Genomic DNA, 20,718 nt, shown 5'->3' with positions numbered 1-20,718 from the left:
TATCCCCTCCTCAACTTAAATTAATTTCAATATGGTATTTTCCTTTAGTTCCGTTTTTAATTGCTTTCTTAAATAATCAAGAAGTTCTTCTATATCTTCTTCACTTTCAATGGTTTTGGCACCATGGAATATATTGGCTATACTTATATTGACAGTTTTTTTAGGTGTATAAACTCCATTGCCTTCCCCAGTGGTAACTGGTTGTTTTTCAATATCCCTTTCTTTGCTCTTTTCCAAGGCAGTTTTCTTAATTTCCTCAAAACATCTCATTTTCAACCTATCTGACTCTTCCTTCATGGCGATGGCTTCATAGAAGTTGTGAGATGAATCTAATCTGTCCAAAAGTTCCCTAAATTTATTGTTAAACTTACCTGATAACTCATCCTTAAAATCATACAAATCCAGTTCATCTTTTACCTTATTCCAATCACTTTCTATTACAGCCCTTACAGGTTTACACTCTTCTTCTAACAAGATAGCAAATCTGCTAACAAAGTCATTTATTAGACTAGGTAATTTTGAAATCTGATTATATGGTTTTGCTGATTTAACTATTGTTTCTATTTCTTTAACAAGGTTTATGGTTTCTGAATCTAAAACATAGGTTTTGTTCTTTTCATATATATTGAGTTGTTTAAGGGCTTTATCAAACTGCTCTTTTTGGTTTTTAAAGAATTTTTTAACGTCAAAAACTTCTTCCTCATAGTCCATTAATTCTTCTTTTACTTCATATAGTTTTTCAAAGAAGGCTGTAGCATCACTAATCTGCAAAATGTCCTCGAAAAGACTCTTGCCTCTTTCTAACACATCTTTACCGGGATAATTTCTCTCTTCATAACGGACTAACAGTTCTCTTATATTTGATAATTCATAGTTAGATAACTCCTTGAAACGAATCATTAATCCATCTTCATCGCCTGGTACTGATGCATAATTGAAAACTTCTCTAATTAACATTCTGGCGTTATTTAAATACTTTTCAGGGGTTTTAGTCCTTTTCTTTATTAGCAATCTATCTATATAATCTTTTTTCGTCATATATTGGATTAGGTTATTATCAGAAGTATTAAGATATTCGCTGCCTAATTGTATCTTAATTTCCTGTGCTTTAAATAATCTAATCACAATACCTCTAATATCATCTGGCAACCAACCATAAGGGGGCTTAGAAAATAGTTCCAATAGGGTCTTCATAGTTATGGGAATATGCCTTTGAGTGTTTCTTTCAATATAATAGAGCACTTCGTCTATGGCTAGTTTGTTTGGGATTTCTTCCTCTCCAAATATATTTATCTGTGTATCCTCATCAAGCAATAGATCATGAAGTTCTTTGGTGCTTTCAATAAAATCAGTAATATAGTTTAACTTGTCATAGATATTTTCAATAAGTATTTTCAACCCACTGTTTATTCTTTCAACAGGATTTTTTGATTTTATATCAATTTTTTGCATATTTACATAGAAGTCTGCTTCTTGCAATGCTTCCTTAAGTAAGGATACAACTCTGTCCTTTCGCTCAGCAACTTCTCTTGATTTTCTTATCTTTATTTCTTCAATTTCTTCCGTTTGTATAGTACCTGCTTTCCTTGTAAGGTAGGTCTGTATCTTTAATATATTCTCCATCTCTTCAAGGAAAGAAGTATCTTGAGGTAGTTTAATTATTAGATTATTTTCTCTGGCTGACATCATTCTTAATTCATGGTCAGTAAGTTCAACACCAGTATCATAATAAGGGGTAATTACTTTTACTCCTATATCGTGTTTTTGGGAGGACATATACCTATCGTCTATGATTTTGTTAAAATCAAAATGGTATCTAACGTTATAGCGAAACTTCTTTTCACTGTAAATTCCTGTGTATATTTCCTCACCAATCTTCAATATTATCTCACTGATATCAATTGAAATATTTTGTATTTCTTTATTTACATCCTGTTCTTCATGAGTTAAGAAGATATACTCATTTCCATTTTTCTGAACCAGTGTCTCTTTTACAAGCCTGTCCAAAGATGCTTCTATTTTTTTCTTTAATTCAATTTTGTCTTCGTCAATATTTGAAACCATTAATGTTGCAATGTTTTCCAAGTTCTTTGGCATTTCTTTTACCCATTTTATTAAGAATAGGACCTTTAGTACTTCCACATCCATATCATTAAGCCTATCGTTATCTTCCGCATGAATAAAAACTGTCTTGATATTATGATCCAAGAAAGTCTCTATAGTTTCGTAGAATGCGGAAAATGGTACTAATGCTCCCACTTCTTTATCCATATATTTGATAGCAGCCTCTTGAAATGCAGATAAAAGAGACCTCTCTCCTTCTGAAAGATGTTTTCCACTAGCACCATGCTGTCTAATTGCTGTAAAAACAGACTGCAGTAATCTAAATTGATAAGGTATAAAAGGATACACATCTACAAAGTCTTCTGCTGTTTTGAAGATTTTCATTTCCGGTGTATCAGTGGAAAAGGTGATAAGATTTTTTATAATTGCTTCCTTGTCTGCATAGTAAAGTTTTAAGGTCTCTTTAGCGGTTTCGTTCTTATAAAGGATTCTCCTTTTAATTACTTCATCCACGTTGGCACTGGATAAACTAAGCCTTGTATTAAATCTGCCTTGGATTTTAGAAAAGTCATTACCCCTTACCTTCGTAACAGTATCTATATCTTGCTGTGAGGTTACAATAACCCACGCTTTACCCCCACAATAAGTTCCTAAATCTTCAACAACTGTCTGCAGGTTAAGCATTAAGCCTACATCATCCCCTATGTATTGACCCATCTCATCCACCAAAAAGATGACATGGTGCTCTCTGTCCTTGGACTCAATATATTCTTTTACTTTATTAGCGAACTTTTCGACACTTAAAGAGTAGTTATCTTCAGCCTTATTGTACCAATTTCGGGCTGCTTCTATACTCATTTTAGTTGTATCTGCCAGTGCCTGAACTATATTATCTTCTTCAAAATAAAAATCTTCTCTTGCTTCAATCCATGATTCCCCTGATAATTCCTCAAATCTTGACTTAAAGGCTTCATAAGAACCTTCTTTAACCATTTGTGCTTCAAGATCTGCAAGCCATGGCAAAGACCCGCAGAAACCTTGCATTTCATTGAACACTTTATTGAATACATTAACTATTGATTCCTTATTAGTTCTAGAATCTGAATCGGCTTTTGAATCTATGTTAAATAAAATAACATCGGCACTTACATCCCCTGAGGCTTTGATATCTGCTAAAACAGAAGCATCCTCTATTTTATCGTCAAAATAGGATATAGCACGTTTACCCTTTACCTCTTTATTCTCAAGAAGATAAGATAAAATCTTTAAGAAATGGGATTTACCAGAACCAAAGAAGCCTGATATCCAGACTCCCATTTTGTCAGTATAATTATTAATCGCTTCTCTGTAGGCCTCAAAAAAGGTACTAAAATGTCTAGCCAATTCTCTAGTAACTACATATTCCTCTAACTCTTGATGAACATTGGCATCATCATCTTGTCCAATCTTGATAACTCCCTTAATATCCCTATCAATATCCCTATAAAACATTTTCTTTATTTTCATAGTTAAATATCCTCCTTATCTTTCCACCAGTTTAAAAGCCCTATAGTAGTTTTGGTCAGAAATTTTATCAAATAGGTTTAAATCTTGTCCTGAATAAGTTCCAGGATAAAACATGATTAAAGGTACATGATCTATTACAGAATGTAGAACATTTAAAATAGTGTGAGATCGGATAATTGGCCATATTTTCCCCACACCTGTTAAGAAAACAATATCATTTTCCTGTACTCTTTCTCTGATATACTCTACAACTAAATCATTTTTCTGGGTGAGTCTTAAAGTATTCTTTATAGGCTTAAGGATTGCATCTGTACCTTTTTTCTTCTCCATTTCAAAGACTTTTTTCAAATATCCCTTTTCCGCTAATATTTCAATCATTATTTCATAAAGGTCAATTTCTCTAATAGAAAAATCCATTCCATCATTATTTATTTTCTGCTTTAAGAACTTTATATGTTCTCTAACAATGATTTCATCCTCAGGATCATAATCAAAAATATAGTAGCCTATTTCATTGCCTAATCCTTTGTTCTCCCTAAATCTTTTATCTGTAATAATAGGTAGAATTTCATCAAGCCTTTCATAAATGGTCTTCATTTATATCCCTCCTAACATGGCCTGCAGGTATATGCCATCACCTTTTGCATTTAAATGATCTATTAATTCTTGCTCCATTAAGGGTCTGGTTATTTCAACATCTTTTTTATTCTTCTTTACAAATCCGGCTTCAGTTAAGATTCTTTTGTAAACCTGCTTTAATTTATAAAAGGTATAATCTTTCCACTCTGCCACTTTTTGATTTTGTTCTGCTTTTCTTTGAAAGAAAATAGCAAAATCCTTATCTGTAATTAAATAATCTCTTATAAGGTATTTCTCTCTATATACCTCCTGCATAAACTCAAAAAAAAGCCTGTCTGTTTTCAAAATAGCATATAGGGCTATCTGTTTGCTTGTTTCAAGATTTCCATTTACCAATTTATCAAGTAACATTTCATCCAAGGCTTCTAGTCTTTCCGAAACGGTTGAAGCAATTTCCTTAATTCTGTTCTCTGAATTTAATGAAAATATATTTTCTACTAATGCTTTTTGTCTTATATCATCTATAGAAAACCCTTGTAAATAAAGGCTTGCAGCCTTTTTCAATTCTAAATAAAGATACGATCTTGCCTTAATTGTTGACTTATATTCTAACATATTTTACCATATCACCTCTTTTTCATGGCCATTTTTTATATAAACATTATATCACTATTTAATCATAAATGCATTGAAAAACCAGAATTAATTGTGAGTTAATTCTTTAATATAAAATCCTCCCCTTATAAAACTTGAAATATTGCGATTAAAAAGAGATTAGATTTTTTATCTCTTTTATTCAATTTTTTCTCCTTTGCATATTTCGGGCACATCCGGACACTGATTCCGACAACATGCGGACAGCATTTCGGAATTATCCGGACAGCGTAACGGCACATCCGGACACCTTGTCGATTTACTAAAATATAGGTACTCTTTAATCAGAATGATTAAAGGGGGCCAATCGATGAGGAGGCTAGATATGATAAAAGCAAGAGAAATTTTAAGGCTTAAATACGAAATAGGATTATCCCTAAGAGAAATTGGCCAAGCTTGCAATTGTGGCAAAACAACAGTATCAGAGGTGCTTAAAAGAGCAGAAAAGGCAAATATAACATGGCCAATCGAACTTAGTGATAAACAGTTAATGTCCATGCTATACCCACCTACGAACACTAGAAAATCCGTTCCAGAGCCTGATATGGAATATGTTTTCTATGAAATGAAGAAAAAGAATGTGACTTTGATGCTTTTGTGGGAAGAATATAAGGAAAAGCATCCGGATGGAATCATGTATACTCAATTCTGTGAGAGGTATAGGAATTTCAAGAAGCTGAATAAAATATCCCTACACAAACACCACAAAGCCGGTGAAGAAATGGAGGTTGACTGGGCTGGTGATACCCTGTCCTATGTAGATATTAATACAGGTGAATTAAAGCCTGCATACATTTTTGTTTCTGTACTTCCTGCAAGTCACTATCCCTTTGTTTATGCTTACAGTGATACCAAAATTGAAAGTTGGATTGATGCTCATGTAAGGGCATATGAGTACTATGGTGGGGTTCCTAAAATAACAATACCGGATAATACAAAGACTGCAGTTATCAAACCAGACCGTGTAGAACCTTTAATAAACAGAAACTACAAAGAAATGGCCTTACACTATAGAACGACCATTGTACCTGCCAGAGCAGGTAAACCAAAAGATAAAGCTTCAGATGAAAACATGGTAGGTAATGTTTCGAGAAGAATAATGGCAGCACTTAGAAATAGACAGTTTTTTAGCATATATGAAATAAATCAAGCAATTTCAGAAGAGCTAGAAAAGTTTATCAACAGACCATTTCAGAAAATGGAGGGCAACAGGAAGACGGCTTTTGAAAAAATAGATAAACCTTGTCTGCAGCCATTGCCGGCAACAAAATATGAGTATTGCGACTGGGTGGAAACAAGAGTTGCATTTAATTATCATGTTGAATATAAAGGGTTTTTCTACAGTGTTCATTACTCCTATGCAAATCACAAATGTTGGGTTAGGGCATCTTCAAAAACTATAGAAGTATATATAGGAAACGAGAGGATAGCGGTACACACCAGGAATTATGACAAATTTAATCGGTACAGAACATTAGAGGAACATATGCCCGAAGAGCATAAAGCAATTTATGCATGGAATTCTGAACGTTTTCTATCGTGGGCAGAAAAAACCGGTCCTAATACCCGGGAATTAATCAAAAAGATTCTTGAAAACAGTGATTATCCTGTTCAGGGTTATCGCGCTTGTATGGGTATTATGAGGCTTGCTAAAAGTCATTCAGCCGAAATAATGGAAACTGCCAGTAAAGAGGCTATAGATAAAAATGTTTTCTCATTCAAATATTTTAATATTATCCTTAAGCAAGTTATTAACAATTCCTCAAAGAAGCAGGCTGATACAATTATTCATCATGAAAATGTAAGAGGAAGCAGTGCTTACTCAGGAGGTGGTATATATGTTAATTAACCCAACTATAGAAAAATTAAGAGATATGAAACTTAAAGTTATGGCTCAACTACTGAGTGATTCAGATCCGGCTTTAAGAGAGTTGTCTTTCGAGGAGAGGCTCGGTATTATGGTTGAAAAAGAATGGGAGTCAAGAAAAAACTCAAGAATCAAAAGATATATACATAAAGCATCTTTTAGTATTAATGCATGCATTGAGGATATAGACTATACTTCGGACCGGAAGATTGATAAAAAGACTCTGCAAACTCTTTCTACCTGTACCTACATTATTCAGAAATTAAATATAGTGATTACAGGAAAAACCGGAAGCGGAAAAACATTTTTAGCATGTGCATTGGGTAACAGTGCTTGCCGTCATGGTTATACCGTTAAATACTACCGTATTCCGGAACTCTTACTTGAAATACAAGATGCGAAAAATGAAAATATATATAGCAAGTTTATGAACCAGCTTCAAAATGTAAAGCTTTTGATTTTAGATGATATAGGATTAAAATCATACACATTAGAAGAAAGCAGGGATATACTTGAAGTTGCAGAAAGCAGATACAATAAAGCTTCTACGATTCTTTCCGGACAGATTCCTCATACTCATTGGTATGATTTGTTTCCTGACCCTACAATAGCAGATGCAATTATGGACAGGATAGTTCATAATGCATATATCCTTGCTCTGGACTCAAAGAAGTCTATGCGGGAGGTAATGGCTGAAAAGATGATTAGAGAAGCAGAACATAGTGATTAATAATAAAAGATATTGCAAACAGGAAGAATTTGAGGTACAATTACGGTACAAAAATGGGTGCAAAAATACGAAAATCGTACGGAAAGTAGGTGCAAAATGGCGTTTCTATTGTATCCAACTACAGTTAAAATGCTTGCTGGAGAAATAAAATCTGCTTGTGATGCTTACCTATCTAGGAAAATAGGGCTTGAAGAACTGAAAAAGCTAGTTTTACACTACGCAAATAGCTACCCGGAAATGCTTTTTAATGCTCAGGAGTTGAACCCTACCGTGTTAAACCGTATAGGTAAAAAGAGGGCTAATCTTTTAAATAAAATACTTGAGGGGTATCAGTATAAACTTTAACAAAATGCGAAAAGAATTGCATTAAGTACAGCTTTTTTATAAAATCAAATTAAATGACAAGGTGTCCGGATAGTCCGGTTTAATGTCCGGATGTTTCCGGAACTGCCGTCCGGATAATCCGGAATACGCAATTCATTCATATCAATGTAAATATGTTTAGATGCTAGAAGGTATTTAAAAATGAATAAGCCTGTTCCATCTGATACATTATTTTCTTTATCAAAGTCAGAAGTTATTTTTCTGATTGAATGTTTATTATCTCTAAATTTATCAATTAGAATGTTGCAATAATTCTCTAATGAATTTTCTGTTAAGCCTCTTTCTTCATAGGTATACAAACTTGAGTGTATCCACTCTATGTTTTTTACCATTTTAGTAGGTATTTCTTTTTGGGTAATTATGCCAAAATCAATTTGTTTTGCTGCCCAATATCTTCTTTCTATTTCCAGTCTTTCTAGCACCGACTTTTTCCCTAACTCACTCGATGATTTTACTGTCCTTGCAATATATTTGTGATTTCGTAAAGTTAGTAGAAATGTAGTTGTTAGTATATATGGAGGCTCTTTATTAATAAAAAACTCTTGCTTAAGGTCTTTATTGTCTTTTACCACCTCTACTAAATCTAAAAGTGGATAATGTTCTCTAATATCTACTATTTCATCATCCCATTCAAACATATAAAAACATCTGGTTTGAATATCTGAAAAGAAATGATGTATTCTGTTTGTCTTCCAGCCTTTTATACGTGAAACCCTGCCTTTTGACGGGAAGTCTTGTATGGATAACCAGGGCTTATAGGAGGCTAATTGACCTGCACCACGGTTTTCAGACAGGAATCTTTTATACTTTGCCATAGTCCAAGAAGTATCTCTTTTGGCCATATAAACCTTCCTTTCTTTCATACTTCTTGGATGTGATGTTAACGTAGTATACTGGGATTTTCAACAGGGATAATGCTTTATTTTATATAGAAAACTTATTAAACGGCTGAATATTAGCGTTTGCTTACTATAAAATTTTTTCTGAAATTTACCCTTATTTTTGTGCCATTTTTTATTTATTACTATGTTCAGTTACAAATAAGTTTGCTCACGGAGTGACAAAGTTTGCTCGTCTGGTAAGCGAGTGGTTGCAATGCTTCTCGCCCATAAGTTACTTTGAGAGACAAAGTTTGCTCGCGGGTTTTATTACCTTAAAAAATATAAAAAAAGATATAAAAAATGAGAAAATGACAAGCGAGTTTGCTCGTGAGCAGTGAAGAATGACAAAGTTTGCTCTTGGAAGGTAATGAGTATTCATACGCAGGGTATAACCTACGGGAGGAAATATCGAAACCACCTACACATACGAATTATACAGGCTTACGAGGGATGAAAACTGCGTCCGTTTAGCATATTTTTATTTATTTCTATATCTATTTTTGAACACAAAAAAACCGCCAAAGGGAATTCTCCCCCCTGACGGTTGGCGCTTGCCATAAGCAAACTTTGTAATTGTAAACAAACTCGTGTGTAATGAAACAACCAATTATCTCTTTGAGAACTGTGGAGCTCTTCTCGCTTTTTTGAGACCGTATTTCTTTCTTTCTTTCATTCTTGGGTCTCTTGTCAGATAACCGGCTTTTTTCAATGCTGGTCTTAATTCTTCGTCCACCTTTAATAAAGCCCTTGCGATTCCGTGCCTTATAGCACCTGCCTGACCTGTAAATCCTCCACCGCTTACTTTACAAAGAACATCAAATTTGCTTAATGTATCTGTAAGCAGTAAAGGTTGTCTGACTATAACTTTTAATGTTTCCAGTCCAAAATAGTCATCAAGGGTTCTGTCATTTATAAGAATCTTTCCATTTCCTGGAACGAGCCTAACTCTCGCTACTGATTTTTTTCTTCTTCCGGTACCATAATACTGTACTTTTGACATAGAAAAAACTATACCTCCCTTCCAAAATTAAATATTTATTTCTAATACTTCAGGTTTTTGTGCTTGGTGTGGATGTTCTGAGCCTCTGTAAACCTTGAGCTTCCTGAACATTGCCCTGCCGAGGCTGTTTTTAGGAAGCATTCTCTTTACAGCTATTTCAATAGCTTTTTCAGGATTTTTAGCCATAAAGTGTCTGTACTTAACCTCTTTTAATCCACCCGGATACATGGAGTGCCTTCTGTAAAGTTTCTGATCCAGCTTCTTACCAGTGAGAATAACTTTTTCTGCATTTAATATTATCACATGGTCTCCTGTATCAACATGTGGAGTGTATTCTGGCTTATGCTTTCCTCTTAGAATTTTTGCCACTTCACTAGCCAGCCTTCCTAGTACTTTACCTTCAGCATCAACAACGTACCACTTCCTCTTAACTTCGTTGGGCTTAGCCATAAAAGTTTTCATGAAACCTCTTACCTCCTTAACCGAAACCATATTTATAGAAAATTTTATATCAGTTCAAATCAAATAGAACCAATTAATCATACCTAAATATTTTAATACAGGGCTTGGAGTGTGTCAAGTAATTTTTTAAATAATTTAATTTATCATTACATTTCTTTATTTTTTGACGTATTAATTCCTCATACTCTTGTATAATCCGTCTTCATTTCATTTTTTAAATTATCAGATTTGAAACTTATTGACACGGCAATGTAAGACGTGAATGCACTTTAAGGGGATATAAACGGTAATTTAAATTATGTCTTAATAAAAAACTATGCATTATTAATTGTCTTTTAATATGTTTTATTTAAAAGACATATGCTTGATTATAATCAGGTTATGACTGGACTATGGCTGGACTATGATCGGACTATAGCTAAATTACAGTTAAAATACAAAATAATAACTAAATGACCAATAGCTAAAAAACCTTTGTTTTCATTAACTTTATAAATGCAACCAAAAGTCCAAAAGAATATACTATGGAAATTCCAAAGGCAAGAAATAAAGGCACCATATCTTTTGACCCCGCAAAATTAGTTATCCTGTCAACAACAAGGGAAACGGGCGGCAAAATATAAAGCACCCATTTAGTAGCAGGGCTTTTTAATATTATCGCCTTTTGCACAACAGAAACCAGCACAATAATTATCAGCATCAAAACCGCAAACTGCCTGTTTTTAAATAATCTTGAGTTAAATAAAACAGAAACACAAATTCCCAAAAATCCTAATAGAAGATGACCTATTAAAGCAACTATTATGTACCCAAAATTTATACTACTATTAAAGAAGCCAAATATAGCCGGATAAAGCACAAGTATAAAACTCATTATAGAAACAATAATCCAGACAAAAAATACTTTTGAAAAATAATAAAGATTATCATTTCTAAGACTTAATAAAACAATTTGCTGCTGTACCGGATCTTCAATTTCCATAAAGCTATAAGCTACCAATACAGCAATTATAAAAGTGAGCATTGCTGTCATTCCATATGTATTCATTACCTCAAGAGGCTTTGTGGCATACAAAACTGCAAATGCTGCCAGGTAAATCACCAATGGCACAATAAATTTATGTGATCTGCTAAAATACCGGAAATTATAAAACAAAAGCTGCTTAATCATATTCAAAAATCCCTTTCCTTCACAAACATCAATCGGTATATTCCATAACACTGTTTACAGATATAATATAGCAGTCCCTGTCCAGCAATTTTTTCAATAACTCGTTGCTATACTGTGCTTTTACATAAACATGAACCTGGTCTTTTAGTACATCACTTTTAATAACCCCGTCCATCCTGTCTAATGTATTCAATAATATAGGATCATCTTCACATTTAAACTGAATAACTTTGGTTGTATATTCCCTGCTGCTGTGTATGGTTTTGTTAGATATAACAATAGCCCTGTCTGCCAGCTTCTCTATCAGGTGGTTTTCATGGCAGGCTATTGCAATAGAAACACCTTCTTCCCTAAACTCCTGCACTGCTTCTACAAACCTTTCCTGAGATTCTAAGTCCTGTCCTGAAAGAGGCTCGTCCAAAAGCAATACATCCGGCTTTGTCATTAATGACTGGATAACAGCCACCTTTTGCATGGAACCCTTTGAAAGATATTTTATCATTGTATTTTTCATAAGCTGCATATTAAACCTGTCAAATAATTTTTCAATATGCTCTTCTATTTCAGACTTTGAAAGTCCCTGAAATGTCCCTATATGGTAAAGGTACTCAGCAGGGGTAAAATTCATTTTTGGAAAATGTTCCGGCACATAATTTATTTTTATATTGTTTTTTTGCAGTCTCTTACCACTTGTTACTTTGGTAAGACCTGCAATAACCCTTAAAAGGGTACTCTTACCAGAACCATTTGCTCCAATAATGCCTATGGATTGTCCCCTTCTAATGGCTAAATTAACTTCTTTTAAAACAATATTGCCACCATAATCTTTAGACACATTTTCAAGTTTAATTAAATCTTCCATATGTTCCCCTTACCAGAAATATTTATTGCATACACAAAGATATACGCATTGTAAATACAATTATAAATAGAATAAGTTAGTAAGTCAAGAATCCATAATCTTTATGCCCGTTACTCTCAAAAAGAATTTCCACTTGCTTTTTTTATTGAAAATAAGCTGTTTTTTAAAATGGTAATATTGAGATAACTTTTTTTACAACTTCTACAGAAACTTTTAAAAACAATCTCACTTTTCTGCTTTAAAATTCTCAATTAAAAATTCGTATGGAATAACAAACCGTTGATTGTTGATAAAAATTTCCTGGGTACCATCATCAAAGTCCACTTTTTCATCTATCCCTTCCGCTTCTTTTAAGTGCTTAATTTCTTTATGGATGTTTTCCATTTTTCTGTCCAATTCTGCCACTGAATCCGCTGCTGCTTTTAGCTCTCTCATCAACCTTTCCGGAATGTCTTTGTCGTATTTGTAATAAATTTTGTGCTCAAGACTTGCCCAAAAATCCATTGCAATTGTTCTTATTTGTACTTCTACATAAGTTTCTTCTCTTTTGCCAGATACGAAAACAGGAACTTTTAATATTAAATGAAGGCTTTTGTATCCATTGGTTTTTGGATTTTTTATGTAATCTTTGCATGCAACTAATTTTATATCCTTTTGGGCTTGCAGCATCTCACTTAATTCATATATGTCTGAAATGAAAGAACAGGTAATACGCACTCCTGCTATGTCTTGAATATTCTCCCTTATTGAAGAAAGTGAAATGTCGAAACCTTTTCTTTTAAGTTTTTTGAAAATGCTCTCCGGGGTTTTCAGCCGTGATTTAACATGTTCAATAGGGTTATAATCGTGAATCTGGCAAAATTCATGTTTTAAAATTTCAATTCTTTTGTTAAATTCATCTAATGCGAGTTTGTACCTCATCATAAATCTTACTAACTCTGTCTTAATTTCCTCAAAATCTTTAAAGTCTTTGCACTCTTTTAAATCCAATTAAACCCATCTCCCATTATTTGTATAAATTATTAACATATTATTAAAAACACTTCTATTATTATTTTAAATGCTAAATATGAACAAGGTATGAATAAACCATTTTTTATTTAAAAATTTTAAAAAATTTTAGTTAGCGTAAAGTTATTGTAGGGAATGAGACATAAAATACCATATATAATTGAAAAGAAGATGACATCCTGTTAAGATATTAATTAACCAAAAATAATAAATAGAAAGGATGACATCTTCTATGTATAATAGTATACAACATTTTAATGAATTTGGGGTAAAAAGAATTGAAAAAAAGATAAAAAATTTTATTGAAGAAGGAAAAGACTTAGCTGATCTTGTTCTTGGTCTAAAAGAAGATTTATTTAAACTTGGACGCGATATACTTAAAGAAGTGCTTGAAGATATGGATGAATATTTCCGTAACTGTGAAATAAGGAAACAGTATTGGGAAATTATAAGAAAAGATAAAACAGCTATTTTAACGACATTTGGAACACTAAGTTATAACAGGACATATTTTAAGCATAAGGAAAATGGTAATAGACAACACCTAGTCGACAGGATTGTAGGTGTAGAACCACATGACAGAGTAAGTGCCGATGTTGTAATTAATGCAATAGATGAAGCAGCTGACAGCAGCTACAGAAAGGCAGGAGAAAAGGCGACATATATTGATGAAATCAGCAAACAAGCAGTGATGAATAAAATACATAATATTGAAATAGTTGAGCCTGAAATAAAAGTAGATAAAAAGAGAGAAGTAAAAATATTGTATGTTGAGGCCGATGAGGACCATGTAGCATTACAACAAAAAAGTATATTGAGACAGAATGAGAAGGGCAAGAGAAATACAATTATGCCAAAACTTGTATATGTGCATGAGGGAATTGACTTTGAAAAAAGTAATAAGAAGAGAAAAGTATTAAAGAATGTTCGATATTTTGGGGGAGTGTATAAGAATTCAGAAGATTTGTGGCTTGAAGTATCGGAATACATATATAAACAATATGACGTTGATTTTTTAGAGACGGTGTATATATCAGGAGATGGGGCGTCATGGATAAGGCAAGGAGTTAACTGTCTTTCAAAAAGTAAATTTGTACTTGATAGATACCATCTTCAAAAATACGTAAGAGTTGCGACCACACATTTAAATGATGAAGCAATAAGCCAAGATTTACAGGAGGCTTTGAATTTATCTGATAAAAAAATGCTAACAAAGGTTTTTAAAAAGATAATTGAAAAGACAGGCGATAATGAAAATAAAATAAAGGCTATAAAAAATGCAAAGCGATATATTTTAAATAATTGGGATGGTATAGAAATAAGGTCAAACAGAGGAATAGTGGGTTGTAGTGCTGAAGGTCATGTGAGTCATGTATTTTCATCCCGTTTAAGTTCAAGACCTAAAGGCTGGTCGAGAAAAGGTGTAGAAAAGATGTCAAAGCTAATAATATACAAGAAGAATGGCGGTAAGGTATATGACATAGTTATGGCACAAAAACAAAAAAAGTTAGCATCTAGTAGGCAAGAAATTCAGGAAAAATTAATTAAGGAATTAAAGAAGTCATCAAACAGGTATGAGAGTGTATGGAATAGTAATTTAACTGTTATTCATAAGGGGTGTAAAACTGGTTTATATAAAGAATTAAGGCGTATTATAGGTATATGCGGATAGGGATGAGGTAATAATAAAGCAAAAATTACGGGAAAGTTTACAAGTAAGCCTATCCAATAGGAATTATACATATCTGGAAAAAAGACAAAGAAAAAGAAAAAACATAAAAAAAGAAAAAGAAAAGAAAAAAGCAAAACTTTAGTACCATGACCCGCGGAGCCCTACTACTTGTCAAGGCCGGGCTTTGCCCGCTTGTTTTAGCCTTGACAAAATGGAAAATGGTACAATAGAAATACTTTTTTCTTTTAAAAGTAGCGTTAAAATGTGAAGGAACATAGATAACAAAACGTACTAATTTGTCACAAGTATTGAGTAAAATGAATTCTTTATAGAAAGAAAGAGTTATATGGTATAATAGACAATAAGTTAGAGGAATTATAAAAGAAAATAAGGCTCAAAATGATGTAAAACACTTTCGTTACTAAGAGACCGTTATTTGAAATAGTTGCACAAATAAAAAATGGGATGCCATCTACTTTTCTTTTTCCTACAATAAATTGACGCTATCCGGTAGGGTTAAAAATTTTTTTCACCTATTTTAATGTGATAAAATAAGGGTAGATTTACCTAAATTAAAATGAAAATCTACAGCTTACTTTTTTGAATGCTTTTTTGTATAATTGCACAACGTTTAATATACTTTCCTATCCACCCAAAGTTTCAATCAGACACTCTGTACTTATTTCTTCTAGGTCAATAAAACTTACAGGTTCTAAAATATCCCCTAAGCTATGGGCGTCAGATGACTGGATAAACTTATAACCCTTATATTTTTCACCATTAATATATTGATTCTTATTACACTTTTTTGAAATTTCCAGGAATTTAAAGTCTAAATTATCCGGTATCATACCAAGATTAGATACTATACTGTATGAATCCCTGTCGATATGGGCGGGTATTACAACACCTTTAAGATTTGAAACACAGCTTATTGCTTCTTCTATACTAAGGTTTGCAGCGGTCAGTAAAAGCCTGTCAACATGTTTTACAACATTATCATTTTCATCCATTACAATTTGCTCGCCAAAAATATCTTCCCTGTTTTTTATATCCGGAAGGTAATTGTACACTATTTCCTGTAATTTTAAAACGTCCTCTATGTGTTTAAAAAGACATATTAAATGAACCTCTTCACGGGTTTCTAATTCCATGCCGGGTACTGCAACAATTCCTTTTTCCTTTGCACAATTCATTACAGCAAGGCAGTTTTCAGCAGAATTATGGTCGGTAACGGCTATAATATTTAAGCCTTTTAGCCATGCCATGTTTACAATATTGTTTGGGGTCATTTCATTTTCCCCGCAGGGTGAAAGTGCCGAATGAATATGCAAATCATAATACGCCCTCATAAAATCTTACCTGCTTCACATGCTATTTCAAATGATGTTTTTTCACTGCTTAAAATCGCAATACCCTCTTTTGAAGCCCTTTCTATTGTAGCTTGCTCAACTTCAATATTTTCAGGGATAATAATACATGAAACTTCAGCCAGCAGCGCAACCGCTACTACATTTACATGTGTATGAACTGTAATCCATGCGTTCCCTTTTTTTGCTTTAGACATAACCCAGCTTAGTAAATCACATATATACATGCCTTCTACTTCTTTGTCAAGAGTATCTTCACCTGTAAGCAATTTCATCCCCATGCGTTTTGCAAATTCTTCAACTTTCATTTTAAAGCACCATTCCTTTCATCTGGCATAAACTGAATTTTTTAACCTCCCAAATCCATCATCCGGTTTTTTAAATCCCTTATCTTTTCCCTTAGTTTAAATATACAGTCAGTCTCATTTGCATAGCCTCTTACTATATCTTCAGCAAGTGCCCTGCAAGTAGGTGCACCGCATGCCCCACAGTCAAGACCCGGAAGCCCTTTTTCAATTTTTTCAAGCTTTTCAAGCTTTCTCATAGCTACAGCAAAGTCTGTATCCAGCTTCATAACAGGTCTGTACTCAACATCCCCTTTCCAGACCAAATCATAATCATATTTTTCTTCATAGTTGGCATTAAAGCCTTTACTTTTTGCTTCATCAATAACTTTTTTTAATCTGGTCTTTGCTACATAAAGATTTTCGACAGTTAAAGGTCCTCCAATGCATCCCCCTTGGCATGCCAAAGTTTCAACAAAGTCCACATCTTCTAATTTATCATCTTCTAACTGCTCTAAAATGGTAATTACATTGTGAATTCCATCAACTGCAAGAAAATTATCTGTGCCCAGAGCAATGCTTTCTCCGCCTGAATTTGCCCACCTGATTCCTACAAAACCTGCCTTTTCTAGGTCTTCAGCTTCTTCAAGCTCATTGAGATTGGTTAATATTTTTTTATACATATCTTCTATGGACAAAGCCCCGTCAACAGAAGATTTTTCTTTTTCATAAGGTGCTTTAATGCTTGTCACTTTAGCCGCACAAGGAGTTATAAAAAAAACCCCTATGTCTTCTATTGGAATGCCTTCACTTTTTGACACTTCATCTTTTACCATCTTTGCCGCAAGCTCCATAGGTGATTCTAATTTTAAAATATTGTCAATAAGACTTGGGAATCTCACTTGTATAAGCCTTACTACAGCAGGACAGGCAGAAGAAATCATAGGTTTTTTATGGTTTGATTCTTTAATAAGTCTTTTAGTTTCTAATGTTATTATTTCAGCAGCTCTTGCAACTTCAAACACATGATCAAAGCCACACTTTTTTAGCGCTGTCAAAAGATGATTTCTGGACTTGATGGATTTAAACTGTCCATATAAAGTTGGTGCAGGTATTGCCACTTTGTATTTAAATTTGTTTAAATCGTCAAAGGAATCAGTAATTGCCTTCTTGGCATGGTATGGACAAACCCTTATACACTCCCCACAGTCAATGCACCTTTCATTTATTATCCTGGCCTTGCCTTCCCTTACTCTTATTGCCTCAGTGGGGCACCTTTTTATGCAATTTGTACAACCCATGCACTTATTTTCATCTAAAGTAACTGAGTGAAAATATTTAATCATTATATCATCCTCCATACAGCAGGAAAACCCCTATGCCTGTTTAAGGAATATTGTAATCTCAACTGTTGTGCCTTTGCCCACTTCCGTCTTTATATCAAGTTTATCAGAATACCTTTTCATATTAGGTAGTCCCATTCCTGCTCCAAAGCCCTGCTCTCTTATTTCATCAGGGGCTGTTGAATAACCTTCTTCCATTGCCTTATCCAAATCAGGTATTCCCGGTCCCTGATCCTGTATCTTTATAAGGATTTTTTCACTGTCTATTTCAAGCAAAGCCTTTCCCCCATCTGCATGAATTACTGCATTCATCTCTGCTTCATACATGGAAATAGCTGTTTTTTTAACTATCAGTGGATCAACTCCCAGCTGTACCAGCATTCTTTTCACACTGCTGGAAGCTTCCCCGGCAGCTGCAAAATCATTAGCAGGTATAACAAATTCCCTAGTCATTACACTCCCACTCAATCCCAAACACCTCTTCCTTGCAATCCCTTACTATAGAGCTTGCCACATGCTATAAACATAGGGTGTTTTGTTGTGAGTATAGTCATGCCCGCTTCTTCTGCCAGGCTGATTATATTTTTCTCAGGCCTTTTTCCCCTAACGAAAACAACAACACTAATATCCATCATTTCTGCAGTCCTGATAACTTGTGGATTTACAAGACCTGTAAGCAAAACAACATTTTCCTTTACATAAGCCATAACATCACTCATTAAATCTGCTCCACAGGCTGATTTTATTTCCATATCCAGATTTTCTTCTCCGGTTAAAATCTCAGCATCCAAAATATCTATTATTTCTCTTACTTTCATGTATTAACCACCTTTTTTATTTATGCAGTTATAATATTTTATTTAGTCTCGTCCTGCTATATTTTTTATGGGGTTATATAATTATAACACATTGTTATGGATGTAACAATGTGTTATAAAAAGCAGGAGATGTACAAATAAATTTTCACAAACAACTCTCACAAACAAACTTATTTTTTATGTGTAAAAACAACTGCCACCTATAAACTCTCTTATTATTGAATTGGTTGGTATCTCTTTTGAATCTATCGGCAAAAAGTTTCCTAAAAATTCAATAAGCCTTTTTGCTTCTGAATATTCCGGCTGTGATTGATCAATCTCCATCAACAATGGCTCTGCCAGCACTTTTAAAACACCCAGCTCAAATATCAGTGATGAATTAAACATAACATCACTTTCTTCCTGGAAGGGGAAAATGTTCTTCTCCTCTCCCCTTCTTACAGAAGGCCATCTGTTTATGGTATTTACAGCGCTACAGCTTCTGAATTGGTGGTCTCTCACTATTCTTCTTATAAACCTGGTGTCTGTAGTGGGAATTCTGTTGTGGTCATCAATATTCATTGAAGTTAGAGCACTTATATATATTTTAAATTTCTTGCTTCTTGGTATAGAAGCTGTAAGCCTGTCATTTAACCCGTGTATTCCTTCAATTATAAGGAGCTGGTCATCGTCAATTTTCAGCTTCCTTGTAAAACTTTCCCTACACCCCTTCGGAAAGTTAAATATAGGGGCATCAACTTCTTTTCCTTCTATCAACATGGCCAGATGCTCATTGAATAGTTTTAAATCAATGGCCTCTAAAGCCTCAAAATCATATTCACCATTTTCATCTTTAGGGGTTTTTTCCCTGTCCACAAAATAATCATCCAAGGAAATTGTAACAGGTCTTAGCCCATTTACCCTAAGCTGTATAGATAGTCTTTGAGCAAAAGTGGTCTTGCCTGAAGATGAGGGTCCTGCAATGAGTATCACTTTTTTCTTATCTTCATTAAAAGCTATCATATCTGCAATTTGTGCTATTTTTTTCTCATGCAGGGCCTCTGAAATACGTATTATTTCATTTATAGAACCTTTTTTTACAATGTCATTTAATGACCCCACATTTGCAGCACCAAGTATTCTCACCCAGTTTTTATACTCTTTGAAAATATTAAAGAGTTTCTTTTGTTCTTTAAAAGGGGGTATTTCCTCTGGTTCTGTATTTTGAGGATACAGCATAATAAGTCCTGAGTGGTAGTGCTTTAACTTGAAATATTTTAAATAGCCGGTATCAGGAACCATGTATCCGTAAAAATAATCCTCAAAGCCGTCACATTCATATACAGTCACATACGGCTTGTTTCTGTGCTCCACTGCATTATATCTGTCCATTCTTCCTATCTTTTTAAATAATTCCTTGGCATCAGATATTGACATTATTTTCTTTACAAAAGGAAATTTTTGATCTACAATTTCCCTCATTCTCTTTTCTATCATTTCCACTTCTTCAGGGGTAAGTTCTGCTTCCCCTTCTATTTCACAGTAGAGCCCCTTACTTATGGAGTGGCATATGATAACTTTTCTTTCAGGAAAAAGGTCATTTACAGCTTTTATTAATATAAAATTTAAGCTTCTCCTGTATATCCTCATTCCATCTTCATGGGTTAAATCAATAAATTCCACCCTACAGCTTTCGTATAGATGATAGCTTAACTCTTTGATGTCATTATTTACTTTTGCAGCAACAATTACCGATTTGTATTTATCTTGATAGTCCTTGCTAAGTTCAAGAAGGGATATTCCTTCAAAAACTTCCTTTTCGCTGTTGTCAGGAAACATAACTTTAATAACATTTAAATTGTTCTCTTTCATGGCATTATCCCCTTACCACATAATATTAGTGTTACCAACCTATAACGTTAACTTTTCTTATTTTAAATCTTTTGCTTTTTAAAAAGGACTTTAGTTTTTCAGACAAATTTCCGATATCTACCCTTATATACTATTCTATGTCTATAAACAAAAATCCTCTTTTTTTGTCTTAATGACAAAAATAAATTCTCCAATTAATATTTAAATAA

The 20,718-nt window shown here is 33.6% G+C and carries 19 protein-coding genes; 4 read left to right on the top strand and 15 right to left on the bottom strand.

Translation table 11 applies throughout. The features are described 5' to 3' along the window. Window positions 1–15: 15 nt before the first annotated feature. From brxC to HVS_RS02795, 3 genes are read right to left on the bottom strand one after another with little or no spacing between them, the layout of a single operon-like run. Complete coding sequence (brxC, locus tag HVS_RS02805; RefSeq protein ID WP_101299018.1) at window positions 16–3,570, bottom strand: BREX system P-loop protein BrxC; 3,555 nt, start codon at window positions 3,568–3,570, stop codon at window positions 16–18. Between the two features lie 15 nt (window positions 3,571–3,585). Next, window positions 3,586–4,167 (bottom strand): DUF1788 domain-containing protein, encoded by a 582-nt coding sequence (locus HVS_RS02800; RefSeq protein WP_101299015.1) that lies wholly within the window; start codon window positions 4,165–4,167, stop codon window positions 3,586–3,588. Further along, window positions 4,168–4,764, bottom strand: a complete 597-nt coding sequence (locus HVS_RS02795; RefSeq protein WP_101299013.1) for a DUF1819 family protein — start codon at window positions 4,762–4,764, stop codon at window positions 4,168–4,170. A gap of 349 nt (window positions 4,765–5,113) precedes the next feature. On the opposite strand from HVS_RS02795, the gene istA reads away from it, so the two are divergent. From istA to HVS_RS02780, 3 genes are read left to right on the top strand one after another with little or no spacing between them, the layout of a single operon-like run. After that, complete coding sequence (gene istA, locus HVS_RS02790; RefSeq protein ID WP_157834867.1) at window positions 5,114–6,652, top strand: IS21 family transposase; 1,539 nt, start codon at window positions 5,114–5,116, stop codon at window positions 6,650–6,652. After that, window positions 6,642–7,400, top strand: a complete 759-nt coding sequence (gene istB / locus HVS_RS02785; protein ID WP_027621357.1) for an IS21-like element helper ATPase IstB — start codon at window positions 6,642–6,644, stop codon at window positions 7,398–7,400. Before istA ends, istB begins: the two co-directional genes overlap by 11 nt. A 57-nt stretch (window positions 7,401–7,457) precedes the next feature. Further along, entirely contained in the window at window positions 7,458–7,745 is a 288-nt protein-coding gene (locus HVS_RS02780; protein ID WP_101299011.1) for a TIGR04540 family protein, read from the top strand. A 44-nt stretch (window positions 7,746–7,789) separates the two neighbouring features. Here the strand turns inward: HVS_RS02780 and HVS_RS02775 are convergent, their stop codons facing one another. The 6 genes from HVS_RS02775 to HVS_RS02750 form a co-directional block, all read right to left on the bottom strand. Continuing rightward, entirely contained in the window at window positions 7,790–8,599 is an 810-nt protein-coding gene (locus HVS_RS02775; RefSeq protein WP_242971650.1) for a TnsA endonuclease C-terminal domain-containing protein, read from the bottom strand. Window positions 8,600–9,272: 673 nt separating this feature from the next. Continuing rightward, window positions 9,273–9,665 carry a 30S ribosomal protein S9 gene (gene rpsI / locus HVS_RS02770; RefSeq protein WP_101299007.1) on the bottom strand — a complete coding sequence of 131 codons (393 nt, stop codon included), beginning with the start codon at window positions 9,663–9,665 and terminating at the stop codon, window positions 9,273–9,275. Window positions 9,666–9,692: 27 nt separating this feature from the next. Then, complete coding sequence (gene rplM, locus HVS_RS02765) at window positions 9,693–10,127, bottom strand: 50S ribosomal protein L13 (protein ID WP_101299005.1); 435 nt, start codon at window positions 10,125–10,127, stop codon at window positions 9,693–9,695. Window positions 10,128–10,590: 463 nt separating this feature from the next. Then, window positions 10,591–11,298: a hypothetical protein gene (locus HVS_RS02760; protein ID WP_101299002.1), complete on the bottom strand. Its 708-nt coding sequence runs from the start codon at window positions 11,296–11,298 to the stop codon at window positions 10,591–10,593. Between the two features lie 28 nt (window positions 11,299–11,326). Continuing rightward, on the bottom strand, window positions 11,327–12,160 hold the full coding sequence (locus HVS_RS02755) for an ATP-binding cassette domain-containing protein (protein ID WP_101299000.1): 834 nt from the start codon (window positions 12,158–12,160) through the stop codon (window positions 11,327–11,329). Between the two features lie 225 nt (window positions 12,161–12,385). Next, window positions 12,386–13,084, bottom strand: a complete 699-nt coding sequence (locus HVS_RS02750) for a GTP pyrophosphokinase (RefSeq protein ID WP_101304043.1) — start codon at window positions 13,082–13,084, stop codon at window positions 12,386–12,388. Between the two features lie 319 nt (window positions 13,085–13,403). Between HVS_RS02750 and HVS_RS02745 the strand changes: the two genes are divergently transcribed. Next, complete coding sequence (locus HVS_RS02745; protein WP_235827484.1) at window positions 13,404–14,843, top strand: ISLre2 family transposase; 1,440 nt, start codon at window positions 13,404–13,406, stop codon at window positions 14,841–14,843. Window positions 14,844–15,487: 644 nt separating this feature from the next. On the opposite strand, the gene HVS_RS02740 is transcribed toward HVS_RS02745, so the two are convergent. The 6 genes from HVS_RS02740 to HVS_RS02715 all read right to left on the bottom strand — a co-directional run bounded on the left by HVS_RS02740 (window position 15,488) and on the right by HVS_RS02715 (window position 20,509). Next, window positions 15,488–16,195 (bottom strand): PHP domain-containing protein, encoded by a 708-nt coding sequence (locus HVS_RS02740; protein WP_101298996.1) that lies wholly within the window; start codon window positions 16,193–16,195, stop codon window positions 15,488–15,490. Beyond that, a complete protein-coding gene (locus tag HVS_RS02735) occupies window positions 16,192–16,521 on the bottom strand; it encodes a DRTGG domain-containing protein (RefSeq protein ID WP_101298994.1) in 330 nt (109 codons plus the stop codon). The genes HVS_RS02740 and HVS_RS02735 overlap by 4 nt, the downstream gene beginning before the upstream one ends. Window positions 16,522–16,562: 41 nt before the next feature. Continuing rightward, on the bottom strand, window positions 16,563–17,843 hold the full coding sequence (locus HVS_RS02730; protein ID WP_101298992.1) for a [Fe-Fe] hydrogenase large subunit C-terminal domain-containing protein: 1,281 nt from the start codon (window positions 17,841–17,843) through the stop codon (window positions 16,563–16,565). 30 nt (window positions 17,844–17,873) lie between these two features. Further along, complete coding sequence (locus tag HVS_RS02725; RefSeq protein ID WP_169926551.1) at window positions 17,874–18,293, bottom strand: ATP-binding protein; 420 nt, start codon at window positions 18,291–18,293, stop codon at window positions 17,874–17,876. Window positions 18,294–18,304: 11 nt separating this feature from the next. After that, window positions 18,305–18,658 carry a DRTGG domain-containing protein gene (locus HVS_RS02720; protein ID WP_101298988.1) on the bottom strand — a complete coding sequence of 118 codons (354 nt, stop codon included), beginning with the start codon at window positions 18,656–18,658 and terminating at the stop codon, window positions 18,305–18,307. Window positions 18,659–18,835: 177 nt separating this feature from the next. Further along, window positions 18,836–20,509 (bottom strand): nucleoside kinase, encoded by a 1,674-nt coding sequence (locus tag HVS_RS02715; protein WP_101298986.1) that lies wholly within the window; start codon window positions 20,507–20,509, stop codon window positions 18,836–18,838. Window positions 20,510–20,718 lie beyond the last annotated feature (209 nt).

The sequence above is a fragment of the Acetivibrio saccincola genome, from assembly GCF_002844395.1.
Lineage (GTDB): Bacteria > Bacillota > Clostridia > Acetivibrionales > Acetivibrionaceae > Herbivorax > Herbivorax saccincola.
This window is presented reverse-complemented; position numbering and strand designations above follow the sequence as displayed.

Bases quoted from the DNA above. Each gene is read 5' to 3' on its own strand.
- HVS_RS02720 (WP_101298988.1), bottom strand. From the start codon at position 18,658: ATGAAAGTAAGAGAAATAATAGATATTTTGGATGCTGAGATTTTAACC.
- istB (WP_027621357.1), top strand. From the start codon at position 6,642: ATGTTAATTAACCCAACTATAGAAAAATTAAGAGATATGAAACTTAAA.
- HVS_RS02795 (WP_101299013.1), bottom strand. From the start codon at position 4,764: ATGTTAGAATATAAGTCAACAATTAAGGCAAGATCGTATCTTTATTTA.
- HVS_RS02755 (WP_101299000.1), bottom strand. From the start codon at position 12,160: ATGGAAGATTTAATTAAACTTGAAAATGTGTCTAAAGATTATGGTGGC.
- rpsI (WP_101299007.1), bottom strand. From the start codon at position 9,665: ATGTCAAAAGTACAGTATTATGGTACCGGAAGAAGAAAAAAATCAGTA.
- HVS_RS02725 (WP_169926551.1), bottom strand. From the start codon at position 18,293: ATGACTAGGGAATTTGTTATACCTGCTAATGATTTTGCAGCTGCCGGG.
- HVS_RS02735 (WP_101298994.1), bottom strand. From the start codon at position 16,521: ATGAAAGTTGAAGAATTTGCAAAACGCATGGGGATGAAATTGCTTACA.
- HVS_RS02760 (WP_101299002.1), bottom strand. From the start codon at position 11,298: ATGATTAAGCAGCTTTTGTTTTATAATTTCCGGTATTTTAGCAGATCA.
- istA (WP_157834867.1), top strand. From the start codon at position 5,114: ATGAGGAGGCTAGATATGATAAAAGCAAGAGAAATTTTAAGGCTTAAA.
- HVS_RS02745 (WP_235827484.1), top strand. From the start codon at position 13,404: ATGTATAATAGTATACAACATTTTAATGAATTTGGGGTAAAAAGAATT.
- HVS_RS02800 (WP_101299015.1), bottom strand. From the start codon at position 4,167: ATGAAGACCATTTATGAAAGGCTTGATGAAATTCTACCTATTATTACA.
- brxC (WP_101299018.1), bottom strand. From the start codon at position 3,570: ATGAAAATAAAGAAAATGTTTTATAGGGATATTGATAGGGATATTAAG.
- rplM (WP_101299005.1), bottom strand. From the start codon at position 10,127: ATGAAAACTTTTATGGCTAAGCCCAACGAAGTTAAGAGGAAGTGGTAC.
- HVS_RS02775 (WP_242971650.1), bottom strand. From the start codon at position 8,599: ATGGCAAAGTATAAAAGATTCCTGTCTGAAAACCGTGGTGCAGGTCAA.
- HVS_RS02730 (WP_101298992.1), bottom strand. From the start codon at position 17,843: ATGATTAAATATTTTCACTCAGTTACTTTAGATGAAAATAAGTGCATG.
- HVS_RS02715 (WP_101298986.1), bottom strand. From the start codon at position 20,509: ATGAAAGAGAACAATTTAAATGTTATTAAAGTTATGTTTCCTGACAAC.
- HVS_RS02740 (WP_101298996.1), bottom strand. From the start codon at position 16,195: ATGAGGGCGTATTATGATTTGCATATTCATTCGGCACTTTCACCCTGC.
- HVS_RS02750 (WP_101304043.1), bottom strand. From the start codon at position 13,084: ATGATGAGGTACAAACTCGCATTAGATGAATTTAACAAAAGAATTGAA.